This window comes from Pseudomonas sp. 300 (assembly GCF_055803035.1).
Genome location: NZ_JAVLRV010000002.1, coordinates 2,763,853 through 2,788,148 on the forward strand (window position 1 = coordinate 2,763,853; position 24,296 = coordinate 2,788,148).

The 24,296-nt window shown below is 58.3% G+C and carries 23 protein-coding genes; all 23 read right to left on the minus strand.

The window, feature by feature from the left end:
* Window positions 1-2: 2 nt before the first annotated feature.
* The 23 genes from fliG to Q7W83_RS19135 all read right to left on the minus strand — a co-directional run bounded on the left by fliG (window position 3) and on the right by Q7W83_RS19135 (window position 24,291).
* Entirely contained in the window at window positions 3-1,022 is a 1,020-nt protein-coding gene (gene fliG / locus Q7W83_RS19025; RefSeq protein WP_003184041.1) for a flagellar motor switch protein FliG, read from the minus strand.
* Window positions 1,015-2,802 (minus strand): flagellar basal-body MS-ring/collar protein FliF, encoded by a 1,788-nt coding sequence (gene fliF, locus Q7W83_RS19030; protein WP_150637700.1) that lies wholly within the window; start codon window positions 2,800-2,802, stop codon window positions 1,015-1,017. Before fliF ends, fliG begins: the two co-directional genes overlap by 8 nt.
* Before the next feature lie 15 nt (window positions 2,803-2,817).
* Window positions 2,818-3,147 (minus strand): flagellar hook-basal body complex protein FliE, encoded by a 330-nt coding sequence (gene fliE, locus Q7W83_RS19035; protein WP_150630236.1) that lies wholly within the window; start codon window positions 3,145-3,147, stop codon window positions 2,818-2,820.
* Between the two features lie 134 nt (window positions 3,148-3,281).
* The gene (locus tag Q7W83_RS19040; protein WP_473656496.1) at window positions 3,282-4,667 is read right to left on the minus strand and encodes a sigma-54-dependent transcriptional regulator; all 1,386 of its coding nucleotides are present in this window, start codon (window positions 4,665-4,667) and stop codon (window positions 3,282-3,284) included.
* Between the two features lie 5 nt (window positions 4,668-4,672).
* Window positions 4,673-5,896, minus strand: a complete 1,224-nt coding sequence (locus Q7W83_RS19045) for a sensor histidine kinase (RefSeq protein ID WP_150630238.1) — start codon at window positions 5,894-5,896, stop codon at window positions 4,673-4,675.
* 110 nt (window positions 5,897-6,006) lie between these two features.
* Window positions 6,007-7,482, minus strand: coding sequence for a sigma-54 dependent transcriptional regulator (locus tag Q7W83_RS19050; RefSeq protein WP_150630239.1), 1,476 nt, complete (start codon window positions 7,480-7,482; stop codon window positions 6,007-6,009).
* 173 nt (window positions 7,483-7,655) lie between these two features.
* On the minus strand, window positions 7,656-7,952 hold the full coding sequence (gene fliT / locus Q7W83_RS19055) for a flagellar protein FliT (RefSeq protein WP_017337176.1): 297 nt from the start codon (window positions 7,950-7,952) through the stop codon (window positions 7,656-7,658).
* 10 nt (window positions 7,953-7,962) lie between these two features.
* Entirely contained in the window at window positions 7,963-8,358 is a 396-nt protein-coding gene (gene fliS / locus Q7W83_RS19060) for a flagellar export chaperone FliS (protein ID WP_008035229.1), read from the minus strand.
* 126 nt (window positions 8,359-8,484) lie between these two features.
* Entirely contained in the window at window positions 8,485-9,927 is a 1,443-nt protein-coding gene (fliD, locus tag Q7W83_RS19065) for a flagellar filament capping protein FliD (protein WP_150653817.1), read from the minus strand.
* 82 nt (window positions 9,928-10,009) lie between these two features.
* A complete protein-coding gene (locus tag Q7W83_RS19070; RefSeq protein ID WP_150630241.1) occupies window positions 10,010-10,375 on the minus strand; it encodes a flagellar protein FlaG in 366 nt (121 codons plus the stop codon).
* 72 nt (window positions 10,376-10,447) lie between these two features.
* Window positions 10,448-11,293 (minus strand): flagellin domain-containing protein, encoded by an 846-nt coding sequence (locus Q7W83_RS19075; protein ID WP_008035234.1) that lies wholly within the window; start codon window positions 11,291-11,293, stop codon window positions 10,448-10,450.
* A gap of 254 nt (window positions 11,294-11,547) precedes the next feature.
* Window positions 11,548-11,814, minus strand: a complete 267-nt coding sequence (locus Q7W83_RS19080; protein WP_150630242.1) for a hypothetical protein — start codon at window positions 11,812-11,814, stop codon at window positions 11,548-11,550.
* Window positions 11,811-13,103, minus strand: coding sequence for a motility associated factor glycosyltransferase family protein (locus tag Q7W83_RS19085; RefSeq protein WP_473656504.1), 1,293 nt, complete (start codon window positions 13,101-13,103; stop codon window positions 11,811-11,813). Before Q7W83_RS19085 ends, Q7W83_RS19080 begins: the two co-directional genes overlap by 4 nt.
* 83 nt (window positions 13,104-13,186) lie before the next feature.
* The gene (locus Q7W83_RS19090) at window positions 13,187-14,113 is read right to left on the minus strand and encodes a ketoacyl-ACP synthase III (protein ID WP_134421374.1); all 927 of its coding nucleotides are present in this window, start codon (window positions 14,111-14,113) and stop codon (window positions 13,187-13,189) included.
* Window positions 14,114-14,312: 199 nt separating this feature from the next.
* Window positions 14,313-15,035, minus strand: a complete 723-nt coding sequence (locus Q7W83_RS19095; protein WP_458377724.1) for an HAD family hydrolase — start codon at window positions 15,033-15,035, stop codon at window positions 14,313-14,315.
* Window positions 15,019-16,005 (minus strand): ATP-grasp domain-containing protein, encoded by a 987-nt coding sequence (locus Q7W83_RS19100; protein WP_473656507.1) that lies wholly within the window; start codon window positions 16,003-16,005, stop codon window positions 15,019-15,021. Before Q7W83_RS19100 ends, Q7W83_RS19095 begins: the two co-directional genes overlap by 17 nt.
* Complete coding sequence (locus tag Q7W83_RS19105; protein ID WP_150637692.1) at window positions 16,002-16,592, minus strand: GNAT family N-acetyltransferase; 591 nt, start codon at window positions 16,590-16,592, stop codon at window positions 16,002-16,004. Before Q7W83_RS19105 ends, Q7W83_RS19100 begins: the two co-directional genes overlap by 4 nt.
* Entirely contained in the window at window positions 16,589-17,341 is a 753-nt protein-coding gene (locus Q7W83_RS19110) for a class I SAM-dependent methyltransferase (RefSeq protein WP_150630248.1), read from the minus strand. Before Q7W83_RS19110 ends, Q7W83_RS19105 begins: the two co-directional genes overlap by 4 nt.
* Window positions 17,342-17,352: 11 nt before the next feature.
* The gene (locus Q7W83_RS19115) at window positions 17,353-18,240 is read right to left on the minus strand and encodes a class I SAM-dependent methyltransferase (RefSeq protein WP_150637690.1); all 888 of its coding nucleotides are present in this window, start codon (window positions 18,238-18,240) and stop codon (window positions 17,353-17,355) included.
* Window positions 18,240-18,938, minus strand: coding sequence for a pseudaminic acid cytidylyltransferase (pseF, locus tag Q7W83_RS19120; protein ID WP_150637688.1), 699 nt, complete (start codon window positions 18,936-18,938; stop codon window positions 18,240-18,242). Before pseF ends, Q7W83_RS19115 begins: the two co-directional genes overlap by 1 nt.
* Entirely contained in the window at window positions 18,935-20,044 is a 1,110-nt protein-coding gene (gene pseI, locus Q7W83_RS19125; RefSeq protein WP_224788040.1) for a pseudaminic acid synthase, read from the minus strand. The genes pseF and pseI overlap by 4 nt, the downstream gene beginning before the upstream one ends.
* Before the next feature lie 36 nt (window positions 20,045-20,080).
* Entirely contained in the window at window positions 20,081-21,250 is a 1,170-nt protein-coding gene (gene pseC / locus Q7W83_RS19130) for a UDP-4-amino-4,6-dideoxy-N-acetyl-beta-L-altrosamine transaminase (RefSeq protein WP_150630251.1), read from the minus strand.
* Window positions 21,251-21,357: 107 nt separating this feature from the next.
* Entirely contained in the window at window positions 21,358-24,291 is a 2,934-nt protein-coding gene (locus tag Q7W83_RS19135) for a TIGR00180 family glycosyltransferase (RefSeq protein ID WP_150637685.1), read from the minus strand.
* Window positions 24,292-24,296: the final 5 nt, after the last annotated feature.

Sequence of the window (24,296 nt, forward strand, 5' to 3'; positions counted from 1 at the left end):
CCTTAGATCATCTCTTCGCCGCCCTTCCCGCCGAGAACGATTTCTCCGGCTTCGGCCATACGGCGAGCAATGGTGAGGATTTCTTTCTGTGCGGTTTCCACGTCGCTGACACGTACCGGGCCTTTGGCCTCGAGGTCGTCGCGCAACAGTTCGGCCGCCCGTTTGGACATGTTCTTGAAGATCTTCTCTTTGACGCCTTCGTCGGAACCTTTGAGGGCCAGGACCAGCACGTCGGAGGACACTTCGCGCAGCAACGCCTGAATCCCGCGGTCGTCGACATCGGACAGGTTGTTGAACACGAACATGAGGTCTTCGATCTGACCGGACAGGTCTTCGTCGACTTCGCGGATCGAGTCCATCAACTGACCTTCGATCGAGCTGTCGAGGAAGTTCATGATGTCGGCCGCACGCTTGATGCCACCCAGGGTGGTGCGCGAGGCATTCGAGTTGCCGGAGAACTGCTTTTCGAGAATCTGGTTGAGTTCTTTCAGGGCGGCTGGCTGCACGGTGTTCAGCGAGGAAACCCGCAGAATGATGTCCAGTCGTACCTTGTGGTCGAAGTTGCCCAGCACTTCGCCGGCCTGGTCCGGGTCAAGATACGCCACCACGATCGCCTGGATCTGCGGGTGCTCGTAACGGATCACGTCGGCGACCGCGCGCGGCTCCATCCATTTCAAGCTATCAAGGCCACTGGTGTTGCCGCCCAGCAGGATCCGGTCGATCAGGCCGTTGGCCTTGTCTTCGCCCAGCGCTTGGGTGAGCATTTTGCGCACGTAGTCGTCGGAGCCGACGCCCAGGCTGGTCTGATCGCCGACGATATCGACGAACTCGCTCATCACCTGTTCGACTTGCTCGCGGTGCACATTACCCATCTGCGCCATGGCCACACCCACACGCTGGACCTCTTTGGGCCCCATGTGGCGCAGCACTTGCGCGGCATCGGTAGACCCCAGGGACAGCAGCAGAATCGCGGCTTTATCAACCCGGGACAGTTTGGCGACAGCGGCTCGGTTATCACTCATCTGCGTTAATCCACTCTTTCACGACCTGGGCCACACGGCCCGGGTCTTCTGCCACCAGACTCTTGATTGCGTTCAACTGTGCATCATAGCCTTCGCTCGGGCTCGGCAGCAGGATGCTTTGCGGGCCGCCGAGGCTGACGCGGTCGTTGGCCAGTTCGCCATCCAGGCCGCCCATGCCGCCGAGTTCCACGTCGCTGCCAAAACCGGCCAGCTGCTTGCCTTTGCCGCCATTGGTGATGTTGTTGAGCACCGGACGCAGCACACCGAACACCAGTATCAGGATGAACAAGACACCCAGCACTTGCTTGACGATGTCCCAGAACCAGGGCTGGGAGTAGAACGGAATATCGGCAATCACTTCACCGCGCTCGGCGGAGAACGGCATGTTGATCACACTAACGCTGTCGCCACGGCTGGCGTCGAAACCGACGGCGTCCTGTACCAGACGGGTGAAGCGCGCCAATTCGTCGGCGCTCCACGGTGCACGGGTGGTTTCGCCGTTGGCCGCGTTGATCTTGACCTGATCGTCCACCACTACCGACACCGACAGGCGGTTCAAACGCCCTTGTTGTTGCTTGGTGTGGCTGATGGAACGGTCGAGTTCAAAGTTCTTGGTGGATTGTTGACGCTTGTCCGCCGGGTACGGTGCCAGCATCGGCTGGCCGGTGGCCGGGTCCATGATTTGCTGACCGTTGGCATCCAGCAGCGGCTGGCCTGGCTGCACCATGCCGGCTGACGCGGTAGCGCCACCGGTGGTTTGCGGCGCGGAGGCCGGCGCTGGCGGTTGGTTGCTCAGGGCACCCGGCACGCCTTGCGGGCCATTGCTGGTGGTGCGTTGTTCGTTAACGGACTGCTCGCTGCGCAACGCCGGTTGGTCCGGGTTGAATTGCTCCGAGGTCGACTCGACAGCACTGAAATCCACGTCCGCCGAGACTTCCGCTTTATAGCGGTCGTTGCCCAACACCGGTTGCAGGATGTTGTGCACACGCTGAGTGAGCATGCTTTCCATGCGACGGCTGTAATCGAATTGCTTGCCGGCCATGGTCAGTTCAGAGTTCTCCGCCTGATCCGAGAGCAAGTTGCCCTTCTGGTCGACGACGGTGATCTGCGATTTGCTCAATTCCGGAACGCTGGTCGCGACCAGGTTGATGATCGCCACCACCTGGCCCGGCTCCAGCGAGCGACCGGAATACAGCTCAACCAGCACCGAAGCACTCGGCTTGCGCTCGTCGCGCACGAACACCGAACTCTTCGGAATCGCCAGATGCACGCGGGCACCCTTGACGTTGTTCAGGCTGGAGATGGTCCGGGCCAGTTCGCCTTCGAGGCCACGACGATAACGGGTCGCTTCCATGAACTGGCTGGTGCCGAGCCCCTGATCCTTGTCGAGGATCTCGAAACCGATGTTGCCGTCGCTGGGAGTGACACCAGCGCCCGCGAGTTTCAGACGCGCACGGGACAAGTCATCGGCCTTGACCAGCAAGGCACCGGAGTTCGGTTCAACGGTATAGGGAATGTCAGCGGCAGCCAGGGTATCCATGACTTGCTTGGCGTCCATACCTGCAAGGCTGCCGTACAGAGGCCGGTAGTCCGGCTGCTGGGACCACAACACCACGGCGAAGCCAATCGCCACGCTCGCAGCCAGGCCGACCAACAGGCCCACCTGACGCAACATGGTCATCTCGGAGAGGTTTTCCAGGAAAGACAAGCCGAACAGCGGCGGTTTGCCGTCTATCGGAGTGGCCTTGGCCGGAACGTTATCGGCGACTGCTTCTGCCATGACTCAATCTCGTCCTTAAACCGGCATCTGCATGATGTCTTGGTAGGCCTGAACCAGCTTGTTACGCACTTGGGTCAACGCCTGAAAAGACACGCTGGCTTTCTGCGAAGAAATCATCACGTCCGTCAGGTCGACGCCACTCTTGCCGATTTCGAAGGCACTGGCCAACTGACTGGAAGCCTGCTGGGTGTCGTTCACTTTATTGACGGCCTGACCGAGCATGTCGGAAAAGCTGCTGCCACTCATTTCAGGGACGGCGGCAGTCGATTTCGGCGCAGACATGGCGTCCATTTGCATGGAGCGCATATCCAGCATCAACCGATTGAATTCAATACCTTGGCTCATGGTCTACTCTCATTGGCGACCCGCAATTTTTTGACACTCACTCGGCGGGTAGTGAGGTGTTAGCAACAAGGGTGCCAGCTCCGTGGCCGCTCTGAACAAAAGCCTGTCCTTCGCTCTCGCTCCTACAAAATAAATCAGGTGGCGAACAAGTACGCTTCAACGTCCATTCCGGCATCACGCATTTGCGCCAGCTTGTAGCGCAGGGTGCGCGGACTGATGCCCAAACGCTCCGCCGCTTCTTTGCGACGCCCCCGTTCGGAGCGCAAGGTGTCGATGATCATCTGGAATTCGCGGCGACGCAGATCGTCGCCCAGCGCACCGGCAGACTCGGATTCGACCTCCGCAACCCGCAACGCCACGACGGCCAATGCCGGTAACGGCGCACAGGCAACAGGCCCGACCAGGCAGAAATCCTGCGGCTGGATCACACCGCCCTGCTGCAGAATCAATGCGCGCTGAATCGCGTTGTCCAACTCCCGCACGTTGCCCGGCCATGGGTAACCGATCAGGCACGCCTGCGCCTCGGGCGACAGTCGAGCCGCAGCATGCTTCATTTTATTGACGTGTTTGGTCAGCAGCCGCTCAGCAAGCGGCAGGATGTCGGCGGTGCGTTCGCGCAACGGACGCCAGGCCAATGGAAACACGGACAGGCGATAGTAAAGGTCTTCACGGAAACGCCCGGCAGCCACTTCCCCGGCCAGATCACGGTTGGTGGTCGCCACAACCCGAATGTCCAGCGTGATCGGCTTGCGCGCGCCAACCCGCTCGACTTCACGCTCCTGCAACACCCGCAGCAATTTGGCTTGAAGACCAAGGGGCATTTCGGAGATTTCGTCGAGCAGAATGGTTCCGCCGTCGGCCTGCTCGAACTTGCCGGCCTGCGCCGCGATGGCGCCAGTGAACGAGCCCTTTTCGTGTCCGAACAACGTGGCCTCGAGCATGTTGTCGGGAATCGCCGCGCAGTTGATCGCGATAAACGGCTGACTGGCGCGATGAGAATGCTGATGGATGTAACGCGCCAACACCTCTTTACCGGTCCCGGACTCGCCGGAGATCAATACCGTAGAATCACTGCGCGCCACCCGCGCAGCCAATTCCAACAATTGTGCGCTCGCCGGTTCGAAGGCTACAGGCCCTTCAATGTCGGCAGCGCCGAGACTGCCCAACGCATGCCGAGCGACCAGATCCAGCAAGGCCTTTGGCTCGAACGGCTTGACCAGATAATCCGCCGCACCCTGACGCATCGCATCGACTGCCCGCTCTACCGCGCCATGCGCCGTCATCAGCAACACCGGCAGCTGCGGCTGGCGAGCACGCAGCAATCCAAGCAGTTGATGACCGTCCATGCCCGGCATGTTGACGTCACTGAGCACCAGGTTGAACGCCTCGGTTCCGACGGCGTCCAGCGCCTCTTCCGCCGAACCCACAGCGGTGTAGTCATGCCCTGCGAGCAACAACGTATCGGCCAGCGCTTCGCGTAACGCGCGGTCATCCTCGACCAGTAAAACCTTGATCCCCATGTCGTTCACTCCACTCCCTGAGCACTGCGCTTCTCATCAGAAAAAAGCGGCAGAATCACCTGCGCGCAGGTGCCACGGCCCAACCGCGAGCGCAACTGCAATTCTCCCTGATGGGCACGAGCCACTGCCTTGACCACGGTCAGGCCAAGGCCGGTCCCGGTAGTTTTAGTGGTAAAGAATGGCTCGCCCAAACGCGCCAGCACTTTTGTATCGATGCCGCTGCCGCTGTCGCTGACGCAGACACGCAGGTTGTTGTCTCGGGTGTAGAGATGGACTTTCAAGCGCACGTCGCCGGCACTGGCCTGGATCGCGTTCTCGATCAGATTGAGTATCGCCCCGACCAGCGTGTCACGATTGCACAACAGCTCTCCCGCATGACTGTCGCATTGCCAGCGAACCGGCAAATCCTGCACGTGGGTCAGCGCCGCTGCCTGCAAGGACTGCAACAGCATTTTCGGGGTGATGCGATCGGTCAGCGGCAGCTCGCCACGAGCGAACACCAGCATGTCGCGCACTTGATGCTCCAGCTCATGCAAACGCTCTTTAAGCCGTCCGGCAAATCGTTGCTGCGTGGCAACCGGCAGCTCTTGCTCGGTCAAATGACTGGCATAGAGCAATGCGGCGGACAACGGCGTACGAATCTGGTGAGCCAGCGACGCGACCATTCGACCGAGAGACGACAGACGTTCGTGGCGAGCCAACTGGTCCTGCAGATGACGGGTTTCGGTCAGGTCGTTGAGCAACACCAACTGGCCAGGCTCTGCGTCCAGCGAGCGAGTGGCGATCGACAGGCGCCGACCGTCCTTGAGCGATATCTCGTGCCCATCGTCTTCACGCGGCGCGAAGCAACGGGCAATGACATGACGCCACAGCTCGCCTTCAAGGGGCAGGCCGAGCAGTTCACAGGCAGCGGGATTGGCTTCGCGCACAATGCCTTGAGCGTCGATGACAATAACCCCGCCGGGCAATAGATCGAGGAGGTTTTGCAGACGGTTGGCCAGGCGTTCTTTTTCCGCGAGTTCCTGCATGCGCTGAGCGCTGACCACCGCCAGCTCCCCCTTGAGCTCGGTGACCCGGGCTTCGAGCATGCTGTAGGAGTCGGTCAACTGGCTGGACATCTGATTGAACAGCGCGAAAGCCTGCTCAAGGCCAAGCCGGCTTGCCTGCTCTACGGACGACGTTTGACCCGAAGCATCAGGGACAGGAGACATCTGGGCGGCTTGGGGCATCGGGCTCTCTCGCTTGGCTGACCGTCAGTTAAACGGAACGTTGCGAGGGATGTAGCAATACCCGTGCCTAAAAAAAACCGCCTACAAATGAACGACTTGAAAAACAGGCGTCAATCATCCGCCTGTTCATCACCCTCGCGGCGGCTCATGCCGTACTTGCGCATCTTCTCTACCAGCGTGGTACGACGGATCCGCAGCCGCTCGGCAGCACGCGCCACGATGCCATTGGCATCATCCAGCGCCTGCTGAATCAGGCCTTGTTCCAGACCACCGAGGTAGTCTTTCAGGTCCAGGCCTTCCGGTGGCAGCATGGCGTTGGCCGTGAAGTCCGGAGTATGACCGTTGATGGCCACGCGCTCCTCAAGATCGCTGCGCAGGCTGTCGACCAACTGTTCATCTTCATCATCGACGTAGCGGAATTTTTTCGGCAGCTCGACGACGCCGATGACCCCGTACGGATGCATGATCGCCATGCGCTCCACCAGGTTGGCGAGTTCGCGAACGTTGCCCGGCCAGCCGTGACGGCACAGCGACATGATCGCCGCGGAGTTGAAACGGATCGAACCGCGCTTTTCATGTTCCATGCGCGAGATCAATTCGTTCATCAGCAGCGGAATATCTTCGACACGTTCGCGCAGCGGCGCCATCTCGATCGGGAACACGTTCAGGCGGTAGTACAAGTCTTCGCGGAAGGTGCCGATCTCGATCATGCTTTCGAGATTCTTGTGGGTCGCTGCAATGATGCGCACATCGACGCTTTGGGTCTTGTTGCTGCCCACGCGCTCGAAAGTGCGTTCCTGAAGTACGCGCAGCAGCTTGACCTGCATCGGCAGCGGCATGTCGCCGATCTCGTCGAGGAACAGCGTGCCGCCATTGGCCAGTTCGAAGCGTCCGGCGCGGCTGGTGATTGCACCGGTGAAGGCGCCCTTCTCATGACCGAACAATTCGCTTTCCAGCAACTCGGCCGGGATCGCCCCGCAGTTGACCGGAACGAACGGCGCATCACGACGCTTGGAGTGATAGTGCAGGTTACGCGCGACCACTTCCTTGCCGGTGCCGGACTCGCCGAGGATCAGCACACTGGCGTCGGTGTCGGCGACTTGCTGCATCATCTGGCGGACGTGTTGAATCGCCCGGCTGGTGCCGACAAGACTGCGGAAAAGATTGGGTTCACGGTGACGTCCGCGCTCGCGCGCCTGGTCATACATCTCGCGATAGACCTGGGCACGGTGCAACGAATCGAGCAGTTTGCTGTAGCTGGGCGGCATTTCCAGGGTCGAAAGCACTCGGCGACGCTGGTCTTCAGGCAGGTCAACGGAAGAATTATCGCCCATTAACAAAACCGGAAGGAACTCATCCCAGGTAGAGAGTGTCTTTAACAAGCCCGGAAGTGCACCAGGAGCATTGACTGTCCCGATGAGGACACAGATCACTTCACGACTTGATGACAAAGAGCCGACAGCCTGCTGCCAGTCATGGCTACCGCAGGGTAAATTTTCTTCGCCAAGAAAATTTAAAATCACCGCCAGGTCGCGGCGGCGGACGCTATCGTCATCAATCAGCAGAATTTTGGTTTCACGCCACATGCAATAGCAACTTCCCTAGTCAACTCAATGCCCGAAATGATGGGGCAAGCTAGACGCTTGCAGACACGTTATGCCTGTAGACGCCTGAAATCTGGAACCAGCCACTAGTTAAGTCAAAAAACCGTGCACAGTCAAATTTATGGCGCACTATGTTTGGATTAACTGGGGATTAATTAGCCAAACAGATGGTAAACCTTTGCTGCGTTCTGTGCTTGATGGATCTGCGACATCTCGTCAACTATTGCTTGTCGCTCCCCTGTCGCCGCCTCCAGAAGCTGCTTGTACACCCCCAGCAACTCCTCAAGATTGTCGCGCAAGGCAGCCTCGTCCACCGAAGCTTCACTCAAGACATCTTCCATGCAGGAACGACAAGCCAGATCCAATTCACCAATGGCTTCCCAGTTTCGCTCGGCCAGGGCACCGACCAAGCCTTCACGGGTTTCTTCGATTCGCTGCAAAACAAGACTCATGGTGATCTCCTTAAAACTGCGGACCCGGCGCGGCGATAGCGTCCCAGCCGTCCTTGACGGTGCGAAGCAGATCGGCGACTTCGTCGAGAATCTTTGGATCGGTTTTGACGTTCGCTTCTGTCAGACGCTTCATCATGTAGGTGTAGAGCTTGTCCAGCTCCCCCACAGACTCAACAGAATTTTCCAGGTCCAGACCTTCGCGCAAGCCGCCGATGATCCCGATCGCCTTGCCGATGAAAATGCCTTTGTTGGGGATATCCTTGCGCTCCATGGCACCCTTGGCCTGAGCGATGCGATCCAGGCCACCCTCCATGAGCATTTGCACCAGGCGATGGGGGCTGGCTTCGGAAGTCTGGGCCTGAGCGCCAATCTTCTGGTACTGCCGAAGGGCTAACATCGGGTTCATGCTGTACCTCATCAAAACTTTGTGATTCGTATAGCCAGTGTATCGACACCGCGTCAAAAATCTTTAGATCTAAACAAAAAAAGCCCGACAAGCGGAATTCGCTGCCGGGCTTTTGGCGCTGGCGCGCTATGAAGCGTTTTTCTGTGCGTTCATTGCATCGAACATCGAGGTAATGTTGCTCGCCGTCGCCTTGAGCTTGCCGACCAGCGTGTCCATGTCGTTGTACTTTTTGGTCAGCACGGCTGTCAGCGTTTCAATCCGGCGATCCAGTGCTTCTTGCTGGCTGGCCAGGTTGGTTTTAACCTTCGCCAGGCTCGTTGAACGCGCATCAAGGATGCCTTCGCTGCCGGTAACGGTATAAGGCGTCAGCATCGTATTCATTCGTTCCAGCAAACCCTTGGCCGCATCACCGGTTGCCGTCGGGTCACCCAGAAACAGCGTCTGAATCTCACCACCCAGTTTCTGCGTGGTCATCGCCGTAGTGAACTTGGCACTGTCGAAATCGAGGGCGCCGGTTTTCTGGTTGGTGGTAATACCCAACTGCGAAAGCACGGTCAGTTTGTCGCCTGCACCGGTACTGGCCAACGGCTCACGGATCGATGCCAGGATACCCCGAGCCAGCGGGTCACCGGTCAATGCGGCGGCAACGGTTGGCTTGCCATCTTTATCCAGCGTGGGCTTGGTCAGCGTATTGACGGTAGTGACAACCTGGTTGTAAGCGTCGACAAAGGCCTGGACCGATTTTTTCAAACCGTCACTGTTCGGCCCGACTGTCACAGTTGACGTCACACCACCACCTGCCACCAGGTTCAGTGTCAGGCCGGAAATAGCGCCGTCCACGGTGTTGGATTTGCTGGTGATTGCCAGTCCGTCAACCGTGAACTTGGCGTCCGCAGCGAGTTCGCCGATGGCACCGGCCGAGGTCGCCGTGGGCGTGGTGCCCATTTTTTGACCTGCCGTGATTTCCAGGCCAGGAATATCACTGAGCGTGATGTCGGAGCCTGAACCGGTAACGGTAGACCCCATGACCAGACGCGAACCGAAAGAGTCAGTGACAATGTTGGCACTGAAACCATTGGCGCCTTGCTGGGTGTTGATCGCATCCCGTACAGACTGCAACGTTGCGCCGGCGGGAATGACGACAGGTCGGCTAATGCCATTTTGAGTGATATTGAGCGTACCACTCGGAATGGCGCTGCTAGGGCCACCGGCAAACGCAGCAGTCGCCACTTTGGACGAGGTCGCAAGGGTGTCGACCTTGATGACATAAGTGCCGTTGACCGCCGAGTTGCTGGCGACTGAGGTCAGCACTTTGGGATCGGAACTCGTGGCGGTGTAACCCAAGAACTGCGGGGTCGTGGTACTACCGAGGTTTTTGATCGCGGTCTGGAAATTCGCGAGGACACTCTTGAGGGTCCCGATACCGGAAATCTGCGAAGTATTGGTGGTCGTCTGTCGGTTGATCTGACTCTGCTTGGCCGACTTATCAGCATCAACCAAGGCTTTGACGATAGCACCGGTGTCAAGCCCGGAGCCTAACCCCAGACCCGGTAGAATTGGACTTGCCATGTGGGACTCCCTTCAGTGTGTCGCCGGCCTTTTGACCATTACAACGCCCAAAAGAACATAGCAACAAAATTCATGCCAGCTGTCAGACTTTAGCGCTGAACAACAGACTGCTTGCATCATTCAAACTATTGGCCAGCTTGAGGACTTCTTCGTTGGGGATCTGGCGAACCACTTCACCCGAGTCGCTGGCAATCACTTTAACAATTACTTTGCCTGAAGGCTCATCGATCGAGAACTCCAGGTTGCGCTTGACCGATTGAACGAACTTTTCAATTTCCTGAACGGCCATCTTCAGTTTGTCCCGCTCGGTTACCGCGTCTTTTGGCTCATCCTTGACCGTTGCCACTGTAGCAGCATCGGCTCGAGGCTTCTCCACCGGCTTGTCAGCAACAGTCGTCGCCGGCTTCGCAGCTGGATAAGACAAGTTCAGCTTCACGCTCATATCCATGTCCATCACCTCTTAAACTAAAAAAGCGAGAGAGCGCGCGTGCGCACTCCCCCGCCAAAACTCACCCAGCTATTACTGAAGCAGTTTCAGTACAGCGGATGGCAGTTGGTTGGCCTGGGCCAGAACTGCGGTAGAAGCTTGTTGCAGAGTTTGTTGCTTGGTCAGCTGTGCAGTTTCAGCAGCGAAGTCGGTATCTTGTACGCGGCTACGTGCAGCTTCGGCGTTTTCGTTGATGTTTTGCAGGTTGGAGATGGTGGTGGAGAAACGGTTTTGAGCAGCACCGAGGTCAGCACGAGTGGCGTTGATGTTCGCCAGTGCAGCGTCGATAGCCGATACAGCCGACAGTACTGCCGAGTGGTTGGCTGCGTTGGAAGTACCGGAAATGGTAGTACCGGTCATGCCCAGGGCGCTGGCGTCGAAGCTGGTCGACAGGGTCAGGGTGATCTGGTTGTCGGAAGTAGTACCCGCACCAACCTGGAATTCCATCGCACCAGCAGTACCGTCGATCAGAGCCTTGCCGTTCAGGTTAGTGGACTTGGCAATACGGGTCAGTTCGTCGATGGACTGTTTGTATTCTTTGTCCAGAGCGGTACGGTCAGCAGTGCCGTTGGAGTCGTTTCGCGATTGCAGTGCGATTTCACGCATACGCTGCAGGATGTTGGACGATTCTTGCAGAGCGCCTTCAGCGGTCTGAGCGATCGAAACACCGTCGTTGGCGTTTTTGATAGCCATGGTCTGACCACGGATCTGCGAGGTCATACGGGTAGCGATTTGCAGGCCGGCGGCGTCGTCTTTAGCGCTGTTGATTTTCAGGCCGGAAGACAGGCGAGTCATCGAAGTCGACAGAGCGTCGGAAGCGCGGTTCAGGTTTTTCTGAACGTTCAGCGAAGTAGTGTTGGTGTTTACTGTCAAAGCCATGACGAATTCCTCGTTGGTTGGGTACTGCGGCTTCCGGCCCTGGCAACCGCCGGGTATGGCCTAGAGAACCTTCGTAATAGTTATCGTCGCGAATGCAGGTTGCTTTAGGGCATTTTGAAAAAAATTTGCCATCACACTGCCACCCTCAATGAAACAAGGGCTTGGCGGCTATCCAATCCAAAAAAGTGACGTCAGGGAATTGCCGGTAACGGGACAGCGAGGACTCGCCTGTACCGGCATATTGTCAAAAAGCCTTAACCGGCGGTGGCCGCTTCCAACAATTGGGGCAACTCATGGTCGAGATAATCAGCCAGTGCCAACCAATCCTGCGCCTCCTGACAGGCAAGCATGTCAGTGAGCAAAACTGTCCAGCGAGATTGAACCTCGACATTCTCACACCCCATCGCGGACTGCACATCACTGCATATCTGGACCATGATCAGCGCAGCTTCGACATCTCGCCCAAGACGGAACAAAACAGCACACTGCCGCGCCTCGGCAACCAGGGAGGTTTCAGTCATCGTGTGAGCTCCGGGTGAAACGTCGTGCCGACGATCATCGCCCCTGCCCGACTGCTGTTATAGAAAGTCACCCCAGGGTACCCGGCGATGTACCGTTCCAGCTCGCACAAGTAACTGCGGAAATTGAGCTGCGTCTTGACCCGCCGACCGTGACCATCAAGGACCCAGTGCCGGGCAGCGCCCACTTGCGGCCCAAGATCACCGTCATTCCAGCCGGCATGGGTCTTGTTGTTCGGGAAAGCAAAGTCGGCACCGAACAGAGTGATCTGGCTGGCACCCATGTGTACCGCCAGGTCCACCGCCGGGTGAATCACACTGCCACCGACAAAGAGTTGGGCCTTGGGCAATAACTGGCGCATATCCTTGTAGACAGGACTGGCGGAGTAGGCCACGTAACGCTTGCCTTGCCAGCCTCCCAAAACCTCTGGATCGACCGTAGGCATGTAGACCAGCGTGATATCGCTCGTGTCATCGCACGGCAAATGTCGCGTCGAGATACGCTGATCGATCGTGACCACCACATCCGGTCTGATCCCATGCGCGACAAGTGGCCGGTAGGCGGTATCGACGCAAATGAACAGCGGCCGCAGCGCCTGTTCCCGTAGCGTACGCAGCGTGTCGAAGTGCTGTTCCAGGCTCGGCCCGGTGCCAATGACAAACACCTCTCTGCCGGAACAGGTGGCAAACAGCTCGGCTGCATCGGCATCGGCGCGAACACGCTCGACACACGCCTGCAATCGCTCGGCAATTTGCGGATTGTCGGCAGCGAAATCGCGATTGTTGAAGGTCAAGTGGGTTTCACTGATCAAACGGTCGCGGATCTTGGCGTTGAAGTCGTCCGCCAGCACCAGCTCCGAAGGCAACGCGAAGAACGGCAACTGGATTTCCGCCAGATCGCCGGCGTACAGCAGCACCACTCGCGAATCCCCGAGCCACGGCTGTTGATCGAGCAGTTGCAGCACCAGGGCAAACACCGCGCCGTTCAGAATGTGTACGTACAAACGCTCAAGCCCGGCACGCTCCAGCAATTGCAGCTGTAAATCACCCAGCCCGGTGCCATAGACATGCACCACCGGACTGTCCACGGGCAAGCTGTCGGCCTGAAGCAACGCTTCGCGAGTTCGATCATGGCGACTGGTCAACTGAATGCCATCGATGCTCAACGTCGAGCCCAGGCCTTCCACCAGATCAGCGTGCAAGGCGGCACTGTTCTCCACCGACAGTCGATGCCAGACCTTGGGCCAGCGCCGCTGAATCAACTCGCCGTTGCGCTCAAAGAACTCGCTCATGGAGCCTCGCTTTTCATTCGTGCAAAAAAATAGCGCTCAAGGTTACACCTTGAACGCTTTTTTTGTGCCTGGCTTTTGAAGGATCAAGGGCGATAGATAATCGCCGAACCCCATGACAAACCAACGCCGAAACCGCTCAACGCCACGCGCTTCCAGGTGGAATCGAGCACGTGTTTTTCCAGCAGCAGCGGGATGCTCGACGACACCGTGTTGCCGGTCTCGACCATGTCTTTGATGAACTTCTCCGGCTCCCCTTCGAAACGTCGCGCCACGGCATCGACAATCGCAGCACTTCCCTGGTGGATGCAAAAAGCATCGATATCGTCAGCGGTCAGCTGCGAATCGGCCAGCAGTTCGTGCAAATGCGCCGGAACTTTAAGCAGTGCAAAATTGAACACCTGACGACCGTTCATGAAGAACACCCCGTCAGTCACCTTCAGATGCGGCGCCCCGGAACCGTCGGTGCCAAACTTGGCCTTGCCCAATTGCCATGGCGCGTTTTCACCCATCCAGGTCGCGGTGGCGGCATCACCAAACAACATGGTGGTGTTGCGGTCTTCCGGATCGACGATTTTCGAGTACGGATCAGCGGTGATCAACAGGCCATTCTTCAAGCCCGCGGCTTCCATGAAACCCTTGATCGCGTAGATGCCGTAGACGTAGCCGGAGCAGCCCAGGGAAATATCGAACGCGGCGACAGTGGTCGGCAGGCCCAGTTTGTCCTGAACGATGGCTGCGGTGTGCGGCAGGCCTTCTTCGTCGCCGTTCTGGGTAACGACGATCAGTACGTCGATGTCTTCACGTTTCAAGTCGGGATTGTTGGCGAACAGCGCGTTGGCTGCTTCGACACACAGGTCCGAGGTTTCCTGACCGGCGTCTTTGCGCGGTAGGAAGGCCGAACCGATCTTGCCCAGGATGAATTCTTCATCCTTTTCGAATTTTGCACCTTGTGCGTAATTGTCCACGCCGGCTACAGGAACGTAGCTCGCAATGCTTTTTATGCCAATCATTACGGCTTCCCAATAATAAACAGCCCAATACCACCGCTCGTAATGATTCGAGGGGCGCCGACAAACGGATAAAAACACCGCCTCATCGAGGCGACAACGGGAAGAATAAAAGGCTATCACTGGACCCAAAACAGGCCAGGCGCCACCTTCCCTATTAATACAATACAGTGAAGATGCGCGTTATGACTCGCAGGTCACGCTATTTTGCCGAATCAGCGCCATAAGAGGCTATTCGACCAAAGGGCGCAGCGGCCTGAAAGTGTGCGGCCAGGACGCTTGGGAGTGCGTCAAGGTCCGGGATGGATACTTGCGCATCGTAGCCCGGCAGCGCCACGACGTTGCGATGCCCACCGGTCTGCACCCGAACGGTCAATGCCCCCAGAGGGTTGAGGTTGACGAAATCCTTGGAGGGGTTGTCACCGACATAAACCATGTCGGCCCAGCGACAGCCTTCTGCCTGGCGAATACGCTCGAAGCAGTGAAGGGACGGCTTGGCATGGCGGATACCAAAACGATGCGTGATCAGGACCCGTCGAAACGTTGAAAAGAGCGCCAGTGCATCGACTTTGTTTCTCTGCACGATCTTGTGCCCGTCAGTGACGAGATAGAGCGGAACTTGCCCACGGTACCGATCAAGTACGGCGCGGGCAGCGGGGAACAATTCGAGACTCGGGCGATGATGGCGATAGATGTTCACGCACGCGGTCACGCGAGCCTTCGACCACTGTCCATGCGACTCAAGCCATCGGTCGAATACCCGCCCTCGCCCCTCGCGCTGCAGCACGTTCAGCATCAAACCCAGCGAACGTTCAGCGTTCCAGCCGAAGACATCCTCGCCATGGCGGGCCACGGCGCCCAACCCGCTAGTGACGAAGCTGCTCTCGTCATAGAGCGTATCGTCAAGGTCAAAAATCAGGATCATGCAGCACCAGATCGGCGGGCAGACGAATTTGTCTGACCTCGCCGGCAATACGTTTGAAAACAGGTGACAGCCCCAGCCCGAAAGCCTCGCCAAGGCTCCAGTAAAGGACGTCCAGCCCAGCCGCAATGGCGGTGGTGGAGGCACCGCCAAAACGAGGATTGCATTCAATGATGCGCATCGTGTCGCCAATGACGATGGCTTGCATCACCACGGGACCGCGCAAGTCCAGCGCCTCCAGGGCACGAACGGCTTCACGCTCAAGCACTTCATTGCGAAAAGTGGTCGTTATCTGCGATTCGCCAGCGATCACACGGTCGCGTCGGCGCAGCAGGACACCCACCACCGAACCTTCGCGATCAAGCCAGCCGTCGATACTGATTTCCGGCCCGGGCACAAACGCCTGATAGATCGGAGCCTCCAGGTTTTTCGCGTGATGGCGAGCGGCATCGATAGGCAAATCAAGCCCGATCGCCCGGGAACCCGCGCCGTAACGCTCTTTGACCACGTAAGGTCCGGCTCCGACGACCTCGGGTGTCATCGCCGCCTCAATGACCGGCAGGCCTACCTGTTTGCCGAAGCGAGCGAAAGCGAGTTTATCGAGGCAACGCTCAACGGCCTCGGGGTTGGAAACGACGACTGAGATTCCCGCTTCACAGAGCGTTGCACGGTGGCGCGCCCAAAAGGCCAACTCGCCATCGCGAGTCGGAAAAACCACCGTAATCCCTCGCTCGCGACAGCCTTGAATCAGCGCCGGCAGCTCAGCGTCAGTCACGGGTGGCATCTGCCAGAACCCGTCAGCCACATAGCGCGCGGGGGCTTCAGGATCAAGATCGCCAGCAATCACGCGAGCCTCGGGATGTATCCGCCGGACAGCGTCCTGCATCGCACGCACCAACGGTGCCTTACGCGAAGCCGAGGTGACGAGCACATGCCGAGCCGTGCCTTTCAAGGGCGTCTGATTGTCGTTCACTGGCCATTCTTCCATTCGCAGGCGAGCAAGCCGTGGGCAAACGAGTCAGTGGGTTTACCGTCAATCAGCACGTGCTCGCGCAAACGTCCCTCACATTGGAACCCCGATGCCTCAAGGGTCGCGATGTGGCGAGTGCGGTGCGCAAACGTTTCGGTGCACAGGCGCCGCAGTCCGAGATCATCAAAGGCCAGTCGTTTCATCAAGTCAAGGAAACGCAAAAACAGGGCGATGAGTTCGTCTGAGTTCTTTTCGAGTTCCGGGGTGAGCAAAAATGAAACCTCGGCCCGGCGATTCGCCCAGGAAATGTGGACCAGCCCACCGTACCCGATCAAGACACCAGCACGTTCCAGCGCGACCAACACCTGCGACGGCTCCAGGCTTTCGGTCTGCGGCCAGACATGCTCGGCAAAATAGTGCGCCTGCTGGTCTCGCGAGATCGGAGCCGTTTGGCGCAGCACGTCCATCTGGGCATTTCGCCATTGCCGGATCGCTTCGATGTCAGCCGGTTGAACCGCTCGGACCTCAAGCAGCCCGTCCGATAGCGTCGGAGTCGGCATCACCTGGTATCGAATGGCCTCTGTACTCATTCGATCACCAGATACGAAGTCAGCGGGTTGGATGGATCACGCCGTATGGCGTAACGAGACAACCCCAGTACTTCGCGCACGGCGATGGTTTCGCCGGGAAATTGCTCTGTATTGAGCTCGTCAAACGCCAGAATGCTGCCCTTGGTCAAATACGGCAGGATCGCCTCGAGACAATCGCGGGTCGGCTTATAAATATCGAAGTCAAAATAGGCCAGTGCCACGATGGTTTCAGGATGATTCTTGAGATATCCGGGAAGCGTCAGCGTGGCATCCCCTTGAACCAGCTCATGCTTTTTCTTGTGTGGAATTGGCGCATTTTGCGTGTGGAAGCCAAGGATATCCTCGAGCTCCTCTTTCCAGTTCTCTACAACGCCGTAGTCCCCCGCCTGTACGCTACCGCCATCCTCAGGCGCCACCGAAGGAAAACCTTCAAAAGTATCGAAGCCGACGATCTTGCGGTTGTAATTGAAGGGCTCGTGTATCCCTCTCAATGTGGAGAACAATGCCATGTTCTGCCCCCAACGCACGCCAAACTCCATGATGGTTCCGTGAACGGGCACGATCATCTGATAGAGCATTTGCATGAAGTTGATCCGCGACAGCGTTTGTCGCGTGAGGTAGAGGCCGATGTTGTCCAGCAGCTCGCGATCGGGAATCCGTGAGGCGCGAAGGCGATCGACAAGCATCTGCTTGCGGTCAGTCTCGGACTGCGTCGAGCCCACCAGTGTTCGAATGGTTTGGTCTGTCATGTAGTGAATCCTCAGGGTTTCGGTCTAAAGAACGCGGTCAGGTTGCGACCGAACCCCACATCAACGAGTGCAGCGTAGAAGCGATTGGATGCCTCGATGCCGGCCTGGCCGATCAGCCGTTCGAGCATCAACCGGGCCCGGTGGGCTGCCGCCCCTTGGGAACGATCGGCGACGTAGTTTGATCCGTCATGTGCGAGAAACAGGTCGATCGGGAAATCGCCCTGAATCGAAAGGCAATCCCAGCCCGTTGCCTCGGCCGTTCGGCGCAGGCTGTCAGCGGTGAAGTACGATAGATGATCGGGCACAGCGATCCAGAACCGGTCAGGTATCGTGCCCGTCGCGTACAGTTCCTCGTGATAAGGAGTGCCGTCGTTCGGAACAGTCACTACAAGAAGCCCGTCTGGAGCCACTAAACAGCGCAGTGATTGCAGCAGGCTGACAGGATCCAGAACATGCTCGAGCACGTTGCCCAGCCAGACCAGATCGTATTGTTTTTCAGACGCGATACGGGCCTCGAGCAGTTCGAAAACATCTCCTTGCTCAACATGGTCGGCGTAAGCCGGATTGACCTGTTGCACGCCTGCGCGGCTGTAGTCGATGCCTTGAACCTGCCACCCGAGCCGCTCGAAGTACCTGAGCACGAAGCCTTCACCGCAACCGACATCAAGGAGGCTGCCGGGCTGGTCATCACTCAAGAGCGTGCGAGCCTGGCCTGCCTTTTGCGCGATTCGCAGCTCGATGACCTCGAGTTCTTCTTCGGAATAAGATGTTCGAAAACTGCTACTGGCCGCGTTCTGAAAGTAAGCCTGCGCATAATATTCGCTCAAGGCCTCTGCTGTAGGGCGATCCACAACTTCCAGAAAACCGAGCTCGTGCCGGCGTAGACGCTGGTCATTCATCAAAACATCCTTTCATGTTTCAACTCGGCAAGCGCCCAGTCTTCCTCGGTATCGATATCCTGCACCTGCATTGCGGGCAGAATGATCGAACCGGTGTTCGCCCCCATCAACACGTGATCGCGCAGAAATGCCTCGGTGCGGAACCAGTACCACTGACCCGCATCGTGATAGGCAATCGGAAGGTCCTGTGACCTGGCGTTGAGGTTTTCAGGGAAGTTGAGGGCGATGCATCCATCGTCCTCCCGTTGCAGCGAGCGCCAGATCGGATAGGAAAAAGCAGCGACAGGCATGATGACGTCGAACCGGCTTCCCAGCAGCGTCGCGCGTCCGCCAGCAAGGTCCTGTGCCCGCACGAATGGCGCCGTCGGGTAAAGGCAGCAGGCAAGATCGAATTGCATACCCGCCTCGGCGTATTGATCCAGCACTTCAATCAGAACTTGCGACGTGGTGGCGTGATCATCTGCCGCGGTGGCCGAGCGTAGAAATGGCACTTCGGCACCCAGGGCGCGCGAAATTTCTGCAATCTCCGGATCATCGGTGCTGACCATGACGGTGTCGAAGGCACCAGATTCGAGCGCCGCTTCGATGGACCAGGCCAGCATGGGCCGACCGCGAAACAGGCGGATGTTTTTACGCGGGATTCGCTTGCTGCCCCCTCTGGCAGGAATGATCGCAACAGCGGTCGGTGTGCCAGTCATGTATCAATTCCCCCTTCGAACATCGAGGCGTCGAGTGGCTCGCCAAAGGCAAGCGCACGCACCGCCCTGCGCCCAAGCACTGCTTCGAAAAACTTGGGTTTGAGTCCGTTGCCGGGACGGATAGAGCGCACATTTTCCTCCGTCAACGTCTCGCCCTTGGCGACAGGCGCCACGACATAGAGTGAACGGCGATTTTTCAGGACAATTTCTTCCGACCGCGTGGGTTCGAATGCGGGAGCACCGACCGCCACATGGGCGATGCGCGCCGTCGTCACGAGCTCGGCCAGTTCTGCGGGCTCCAGCGAAAAGGCACTATCGACCCCACCCTCTGCGCGGGCAAGGGTGAAATGTTTTTCAATGAAAGACGCCCCTAGCCCCACTGCAATGGCGGACACCACCGTGCCAAGCGTATGGTCGGAAAGCCCGGCCACGACATCGAAACGCCGGGCGATTTCGGCGATCGTTGCCAGATTGGCTTCCTCTGGCGGCGCCGGATACGCGGCTGTGCAGTGCAGTACCACAATTTCCGTGGCCCCGGCCCCACGCGCAGCCTCTATCGCTTCACCGATTTCCTCCAGCGTCGCCATGCCAGTGGACATCACGATGGGCTTGCCCGTGCGCGCCACCTTGCGAATGAGCGGCAGGTCGATCAATTCAGGTGATGCGATCTTGTAAGCAGGTGCACCAAGAGACTCGAGGAAGTCCACGGCCGTAGCATCGAAGGGCGATGAAAACACCGTGATCCCGACCTTGCGGCCATGTTCAAAGATCGCTTCGTGCCACGCCCACGGCGTGTGCGCTTCTTCATAAAGCTCATAGAGGCGACGTCCATCCCAGAGGCCACCGCTCACCATGAACTCTGCCCCGCAGTGGTCGATGGTGATGGTGTCGGCTCGGTACGTCTGAATCTTGACCGCATCAGCGCCAGCCAGCTTGGCGGCTTCAATAATGCGAAAGGCACGGTTGATGTCGCCGTTATGGTTCCCTGACATCTCGGCAACGATGTAAGGAGGCTCGGCCGGACCGATACGACGTCCGGCGATGCTCAGAACCAGTGGCCGAGCGCTGTGCGCTCCTGCTCCCCGTGCTGCCTGCTGCCCTTTCACAAAGCCACTCCAGTTGTATTGGTCATCAAAAAAGTATCAACCCAGAATTCGCCTCAGATGCTCAACCACTTCATCTTGTTGCTCATCCGTCATATCGGGGTACAACGGCAGGCTGAGGGCTTCGGCAAAATAACCCTCGGCCTGCGGAAAATCGCCATCCTTGAAACCTTGCTCGCGGTAGTAAGGCTGCAAATGCACCGGAATGTAGTGCAGGTTCACGCCCAGGCCCACCGCCCGCAACGCCTCGAATACTTGCTGCTGACTGAGTTTGATACGCGGTAATTGCAACCGCACCACGTAAAGGTGCCAGGCAGACTCGGCGCCCGGCTGTTCGATAGGCAATGTCAGCGCAAGCCCTGCCAGCAACGTCGCATAGCGGGCAGCCAGTTCACGACGCTTGGTAACGAACGCCTCCAGACGGGCCATTTGCGAGAGCCCGAGTGCCGCGTGCAAGTCAGACATGCGGTAATTGAACCCCAGCTCCAATTGCTGGTAGTACCACAACCCCGTTTCCGGCACCTTCATCTGTGCAGCGTTACCTGTGATGCCATGACTGCGCAGCCGCCGCAGACGCTCGGCATACTCGGCATTGTTGGTCAGTACCATGCCACCCTCGGCGCTGGTAATGATTTTGACCGGATGAAAGCTGAAAATGGTCATGGCGGCGTATTGGCCACAGCCTACCGGCCGTCCCAGGTACGAAGCCCCCACCGCATGAGAAGCATCCTCGATCAGCGTGAAGCCATAGCGCTCGGATAACTGCGCGATGACGCGCATGTCGCAGCTCTGTCCGGCGAACGCGACCGCAATCACCACTTTGGGCAGCTTTCCGGCGGCTTCGGCCACTTCGAGTTTTTCTGCGAGCAACTTCGCATCAAGGTTCAGGGTGCGCGGGTCAATGTCGACGAAATCGACGTCGGCGCCACAGTAGCGAGCGCAATTGGCCGACGCGACGAACGTGTTCGGACTGGTCCAGAGGTAATCTCCCGGGCCAAGATCCGCAACCAGGCAAGCGATGTGCAACGCCGCGGTAGCGTTGCACACGGCGACCGCATGCTCCGCCTGACAGCGTTTGGCCAAGGCCTTTTCGAAGCGCTCGATGGTCGGCCCCTGCGTCAGCCAGGGCGATTTGAGCACTTCCATCACGGCGTCGATATCTGCCTGATCAATGTTCTGCCGGCCGTAGGGAATCCGGAAAGGCGTCATGTCCGTGACTCGACGCAACGCCCGACGATCCGGCAACTACGCGCACTTTTGAACATCAATTGGTCGTTGTTGCACATGGCTTCAGTCCTTTTATTTGATCAGACAGCTTATGCAAGCAACTGCGCCCAGTTCACACTGGACGCGTCACCGAGGGTAAAGCCCTTGCCGGTCAAAGCCAGGTTCTGGTTGTAAGCCTCATCGTGCGCAAAGCGCGCCTGCCACTTGTCACGCAGGGCGGCCACTGCATTTGGATCGTTCGGCAAGGTTCCCGGGTGGGCAATCTGAACCTGCGGCGTCCACACCGTGAGCAAACCAGCGTCGGCGACTTTCAGGCAGAGATCGACATCGGCGTACACCTCATCGAAATGCTCACGATCCAGCCCGCCGAGGGCAACGAAAACTTCCTTGCGAATCATCAGGCAGGCACCGCTGACGGCCGAATAATTCTGTTCGACGAGCAGTCTGCGCATATAGCCCGACGCGTCCTTTTTCTCGCCGATGAAGGGTGAAGCGACCTCGCCGTTGAGCCCCAGAATCAGGCCGGCACCGGTCACACGGCCTTCACGATCCAGCAGCTTGGCACCGACCACCCCGACTTCGGGACGCTGGGCCTGATTGAGTAACGCCTCGATCCAGTTCGCGTTGACCACTTCGGCGTCCGCCGCCAGCAGCACCAGGTATTCCCCTTGCGCCTGCTCGACGGCCAGGTTGATCAGGGCTGACGCGCTCAGGCGATGTGCGGCCTTGACCAGACGAATCCGGCCGGCACCGTTTTTCTCCAGGTTGTCGAGCCAGGCGAGAAGCTCGGTGGACTGGCTGTGGTTATCGGCAATGACGATTTCATTATGTTGATAGCGTGTGCGCTGCAAGACGCTGACCAGGCAGCGCTGCAAGTGCTCGAGGTTGTCCTCGCTATGGATGATGATCGACACCTTCGGGCGACCGGTATGACGGTAGTCGATACGGTAACCACCCGACACTTCGGTGCTGACCTGGGCCTGATAACCGCGCGTCGCCAGATGACGAACCAACGCCTGACGCTCGTGATCATTGGGTGCGAAATCAGGTGCGGCAGTGATCAGCAACGGCTCGGCCAAATGGGCAAGACCGGCCAGGCCACCGGTTTCGACCAAGCGCAGCAGCAGGTCGAACTCGAGTGCCGAGGTGAGTTCGCGGGCAAAACCACCGACCTCCACCAGCGTTTCACGGCGAATCAGCCAGTGCCGCGCAACGAGTGCCGGCATGCTCTGCAACAGGTCGAGATTGAAGGCTGGACGGAACACATCGACCAGCGTGCCATTGGCCTGGCGATGAATTTCGTCCATCGCCACCGCACGGCAACCCTCGGCGTTCTGCAACTCGAGACTGGCGCGCAAGAAACCGGCTGCGGTGAATTCGTCACCCGCCTCGGCCAGCAGCAGCCAGTCCGAAGTCGACTGGCGAGCGATCTGGTTCAGCTTGTCGACGTAATTGGCCGTCGTGACTTTGACGAAATGCAGGGTGTTCTGTGCAGTGGTGACGACAGGCAAGTCGCCCGTGGTGAAGATCACCACCTTGAACGCCCGGAATGCACTCTCCATGAGGCTATCCAGAGTGACCTGGAGTTTGTCCATGTCTGCGTCCAGATCGAGCAGCAGAATGCCGAACTGAGGCCCCCCGTCGTTAGCCGCCAGGTGCTGGTTGATCCTCCTCACCGCGGTGTCGTTCGGTTGCCGGGCTTGCAGCCAGTTGTGCAGACGTCCCGAAGGCATCGTGTCGAGCAACTGGCGACTGTCGAAGGTCGGCACACTGTCCAGACGCTGAACCCAGTCGGTCAGCACCTGCGCATCGGCAGGCTCGTCCATCTGCCGCAACTGCTGCGCCAGTTTTTGCACCACCCGGCGGTTGAAGGCTCCCAACTGCACCGCTTCAAGCAGACGGTTCTGGATCGTTGCCGAACTGTCATTGGAGTAGGTGCGCTGCAAGGCCTCTTGCTTGAGCAATGCGCCTTCCATTTCTTCGAGTTGCAAACGCCCGGCCGGCATCGCATGCAGGAGAAACTCGCATTGCGTGAGTTGTTCAAAGAAAGCGCTGTTGTAGAACGGCATTTCGACGTATTGCTGAGGCCCGAAGACGCGCTTCGGTTCCACCGTCGGATCCTTCCAGTAAGACTCGAAAATCGGTTCGATGGTCAGCGCCTTACGGGTTGTCAGGCTTTCGGCCAGGACGGCGAAGCTCTGCAGGGCAACCTCTGCAGTCTGTTGTTCATCCAGGCCACTGATGCCGGTCGGCAGCGACGCCAGAAAACCGGCAAAGCGCTCGCGCTCCGCCACTGAACGCGCATCCTTGAAGGTCAGGGTCGTCATGATTTCGGTGTTGTGATCCGAGCGGCCATAGTTGACCTCACGCACCACGTAAGGCGACGGGAGAATCCGCGCCTTGGCCCGAGCCAGCATGTAGTAGACATGCCCGATTTCCTGCCACTCGAAGATCGTTTTTTCAGGCAACGCCTGATACCAGTCACGCAGCAACGAGGTGCGGTGAACCGCATAGAACGGCGGAATGTACTGGCTCATGTAATCGAGTACACGATCCTGACCGCGCTCGGCGTTGTAGTCCTCGTGCACTTTTTTGTCACGACGGTAGTACTGCACATAGTTGGAGTGGGTCAGGTACATCAGGCAATAGCCATGGCACAGACCGTAGTCCGGGTTGGCTTCGAGGAAGTTCACGGACTCGGTAAGGGCACCGTGCAGCAGAAAATCATCGTCGGAGGCGAAGACCATATACGGCGTGGTGACCTGCTCGACGCCGTACACCAGTTTGGTCTGGATTCCCCAGTATCCAAACTGCGGCAAATGCCGGTAGTCGACGGTGTCCGCGATCGCAGCCGCGCCCTCCAGCGCAACGGTCGATGAATCGAGGACCAGAATTTTGCAAGGCAATGTGCTGTAGAACTGCAATGCCCTGCGCAAAAACGCCGGGCGATTGTGTGAAATCAGCACCAGAGTGAACAGTTCACTCAGGGGCAGCGTGTTTTCAGAACCGTAAATGCCTTGCATATCCT

Bases quoted from the DNA above. Each gene is read 5' to 3' on its own strand.
- fliE (WP_150630236.1), bottom strand. From the start codon at position 3,147: ATGAGCCAAGGTATTGAATTCAATCGGTTGATGCTGGATATGCGCTCC.
- Q7W83_RS19110 (WP_150630248.1), bottom strand. From the start codon at position 17,341: ATGACAGACCAAACCATTCGAACACTGGTGGGCTCGACGCAGTCCGAG.
- fliF (WP_150637700.1), bottom strand. From the start codon at position 2,802: ATGGCAGAAGCAGTCGCCGATAACGTTCCGGCCAAGGCCACTCCGATA.
- fliG (WP_003184041.1), bottom strand. From the start codon at position 1,022: ATGAGTGATAACCGAGCCGCTGTCGCCAAACTGTCCCGGGTTGATAAA.
- pseF (WP_150637688.1), bottom strand. From the start codon at position 18,938: ATGACTGGCACACCGACCGCTGTTGCGATCATTCCTGCCAGAGGGGGC.
- Q7W83_RS19090 (WP_134421374.1), bottom strand. From the start codon at position 14,113: ATGATTGGCATAAAAAGCATTGCGAGCTACGTTCCTGTAGCCGGCGTG.
- Q7W83_RS19050 (WP_150630239.1), bottom strand. From the start codon at position 7,482: ATGTGGCGTGAAACCAAAATTCTGCTGATTGATGACGATAGCGTCCGC.
- fliD (WP_150653817.1), bottom strand. From the start codon at position 9,927: ATGGCAAGTCCAATTCTACCGGGTCTGGGGTTAGGCTCCGGGCTTGAC.
- fliT (WP_017337176.1), bottom strand. From the start codon at position 7,952: ATGAGTCTTGTTTTGCAGCGAATCGAAGAAACCCGTGAAGGCTTGGTC.
- Q7W83_RS19085 (WP_473656504.1), bottom strand. From the start codon at position 13,103: ATGAGCGAGTTCTTTGAGCGCAACGGCGAGTTGATTCAGCGGCGCTGG.
- Q7W83_RS19115 (WP_150637690.1), bottom strand. From the start codon at position 18,240: ATGAATGACCAGCGTCTACGCCGGCACGAGCTCGGTTTTCTGGAAGTT.
- Q7W83_RS19075 (WP_008035234.1), bottom strand. From the start codon at position 11,293: ATGGCTTTGACAGTAAACACCAACACTACTTCGCTGAACGTTCAGAAA.
- Q7W83_RS19105 (WP_150637692.1), bottom strand. From the start codon at position 16,592: ATGAGTACAGAGGCCATTCGATACCAGGTGATGCCGACTCCGACGCTA.
- Q7W83_RS19080 (WP_150630242.1), bottom strand. From the start codon at position 11,814: ATGACTGAAACCTCCCTGGTTGCCGAGGCGCGGCAGTGTGCTGTTTTG.
- Q7W83_RS19135 (WP_150637685.1), bottom strand. From the start codon at position 24,291: ATGCAAGGCATTTACGGTTCTGAAAACACGCTGCCCCTGAGTGAACTG.
- Q7W83_RS19070 (WP_150630241.1), bottom strand. From the start codon at position 10,375: ATGGATATGAGCGTGAAGCTGAACTTGTCTTATCCAGCTGCGAAGCCG.
- fliS (WP_008035229.1), bottom strand. From the start codon at position 8,358: ATGAACCCGATGTTAGCCCTTCGGCAGTACCAGAAGATTGGCGCTCAG.
- pseC (WP_150630251.1), bottom strand. From the start codon at position 21,250: ATGACGCCTTTCCGGATTCCCTACGGCCGGCAGAACATTGATCAGGCA.
- Q7W83_RS19040 (WP_473656496.1), bottom strand. From the start codon at position 4,667: ATGGGGATCAAGGTTTTACTGGTCGAGGATGACCGCGCGTTACGCGAA.
- Q7W83_RS19045 (WP_150630238.1), bottom strand. From the start codon at position 5,896: ATGCCCCAAGCCGCCCAGATGTCTCCTGTCCCTGATGCTTCGGGTCAA.
- Q7W83_RS19095 (WP_458377724.1), bottom strand. From the start codon at position 15,035: ATGATCCTGATTTTTGACCTTGACGATACGCTCTATGACGAGAGCAGC.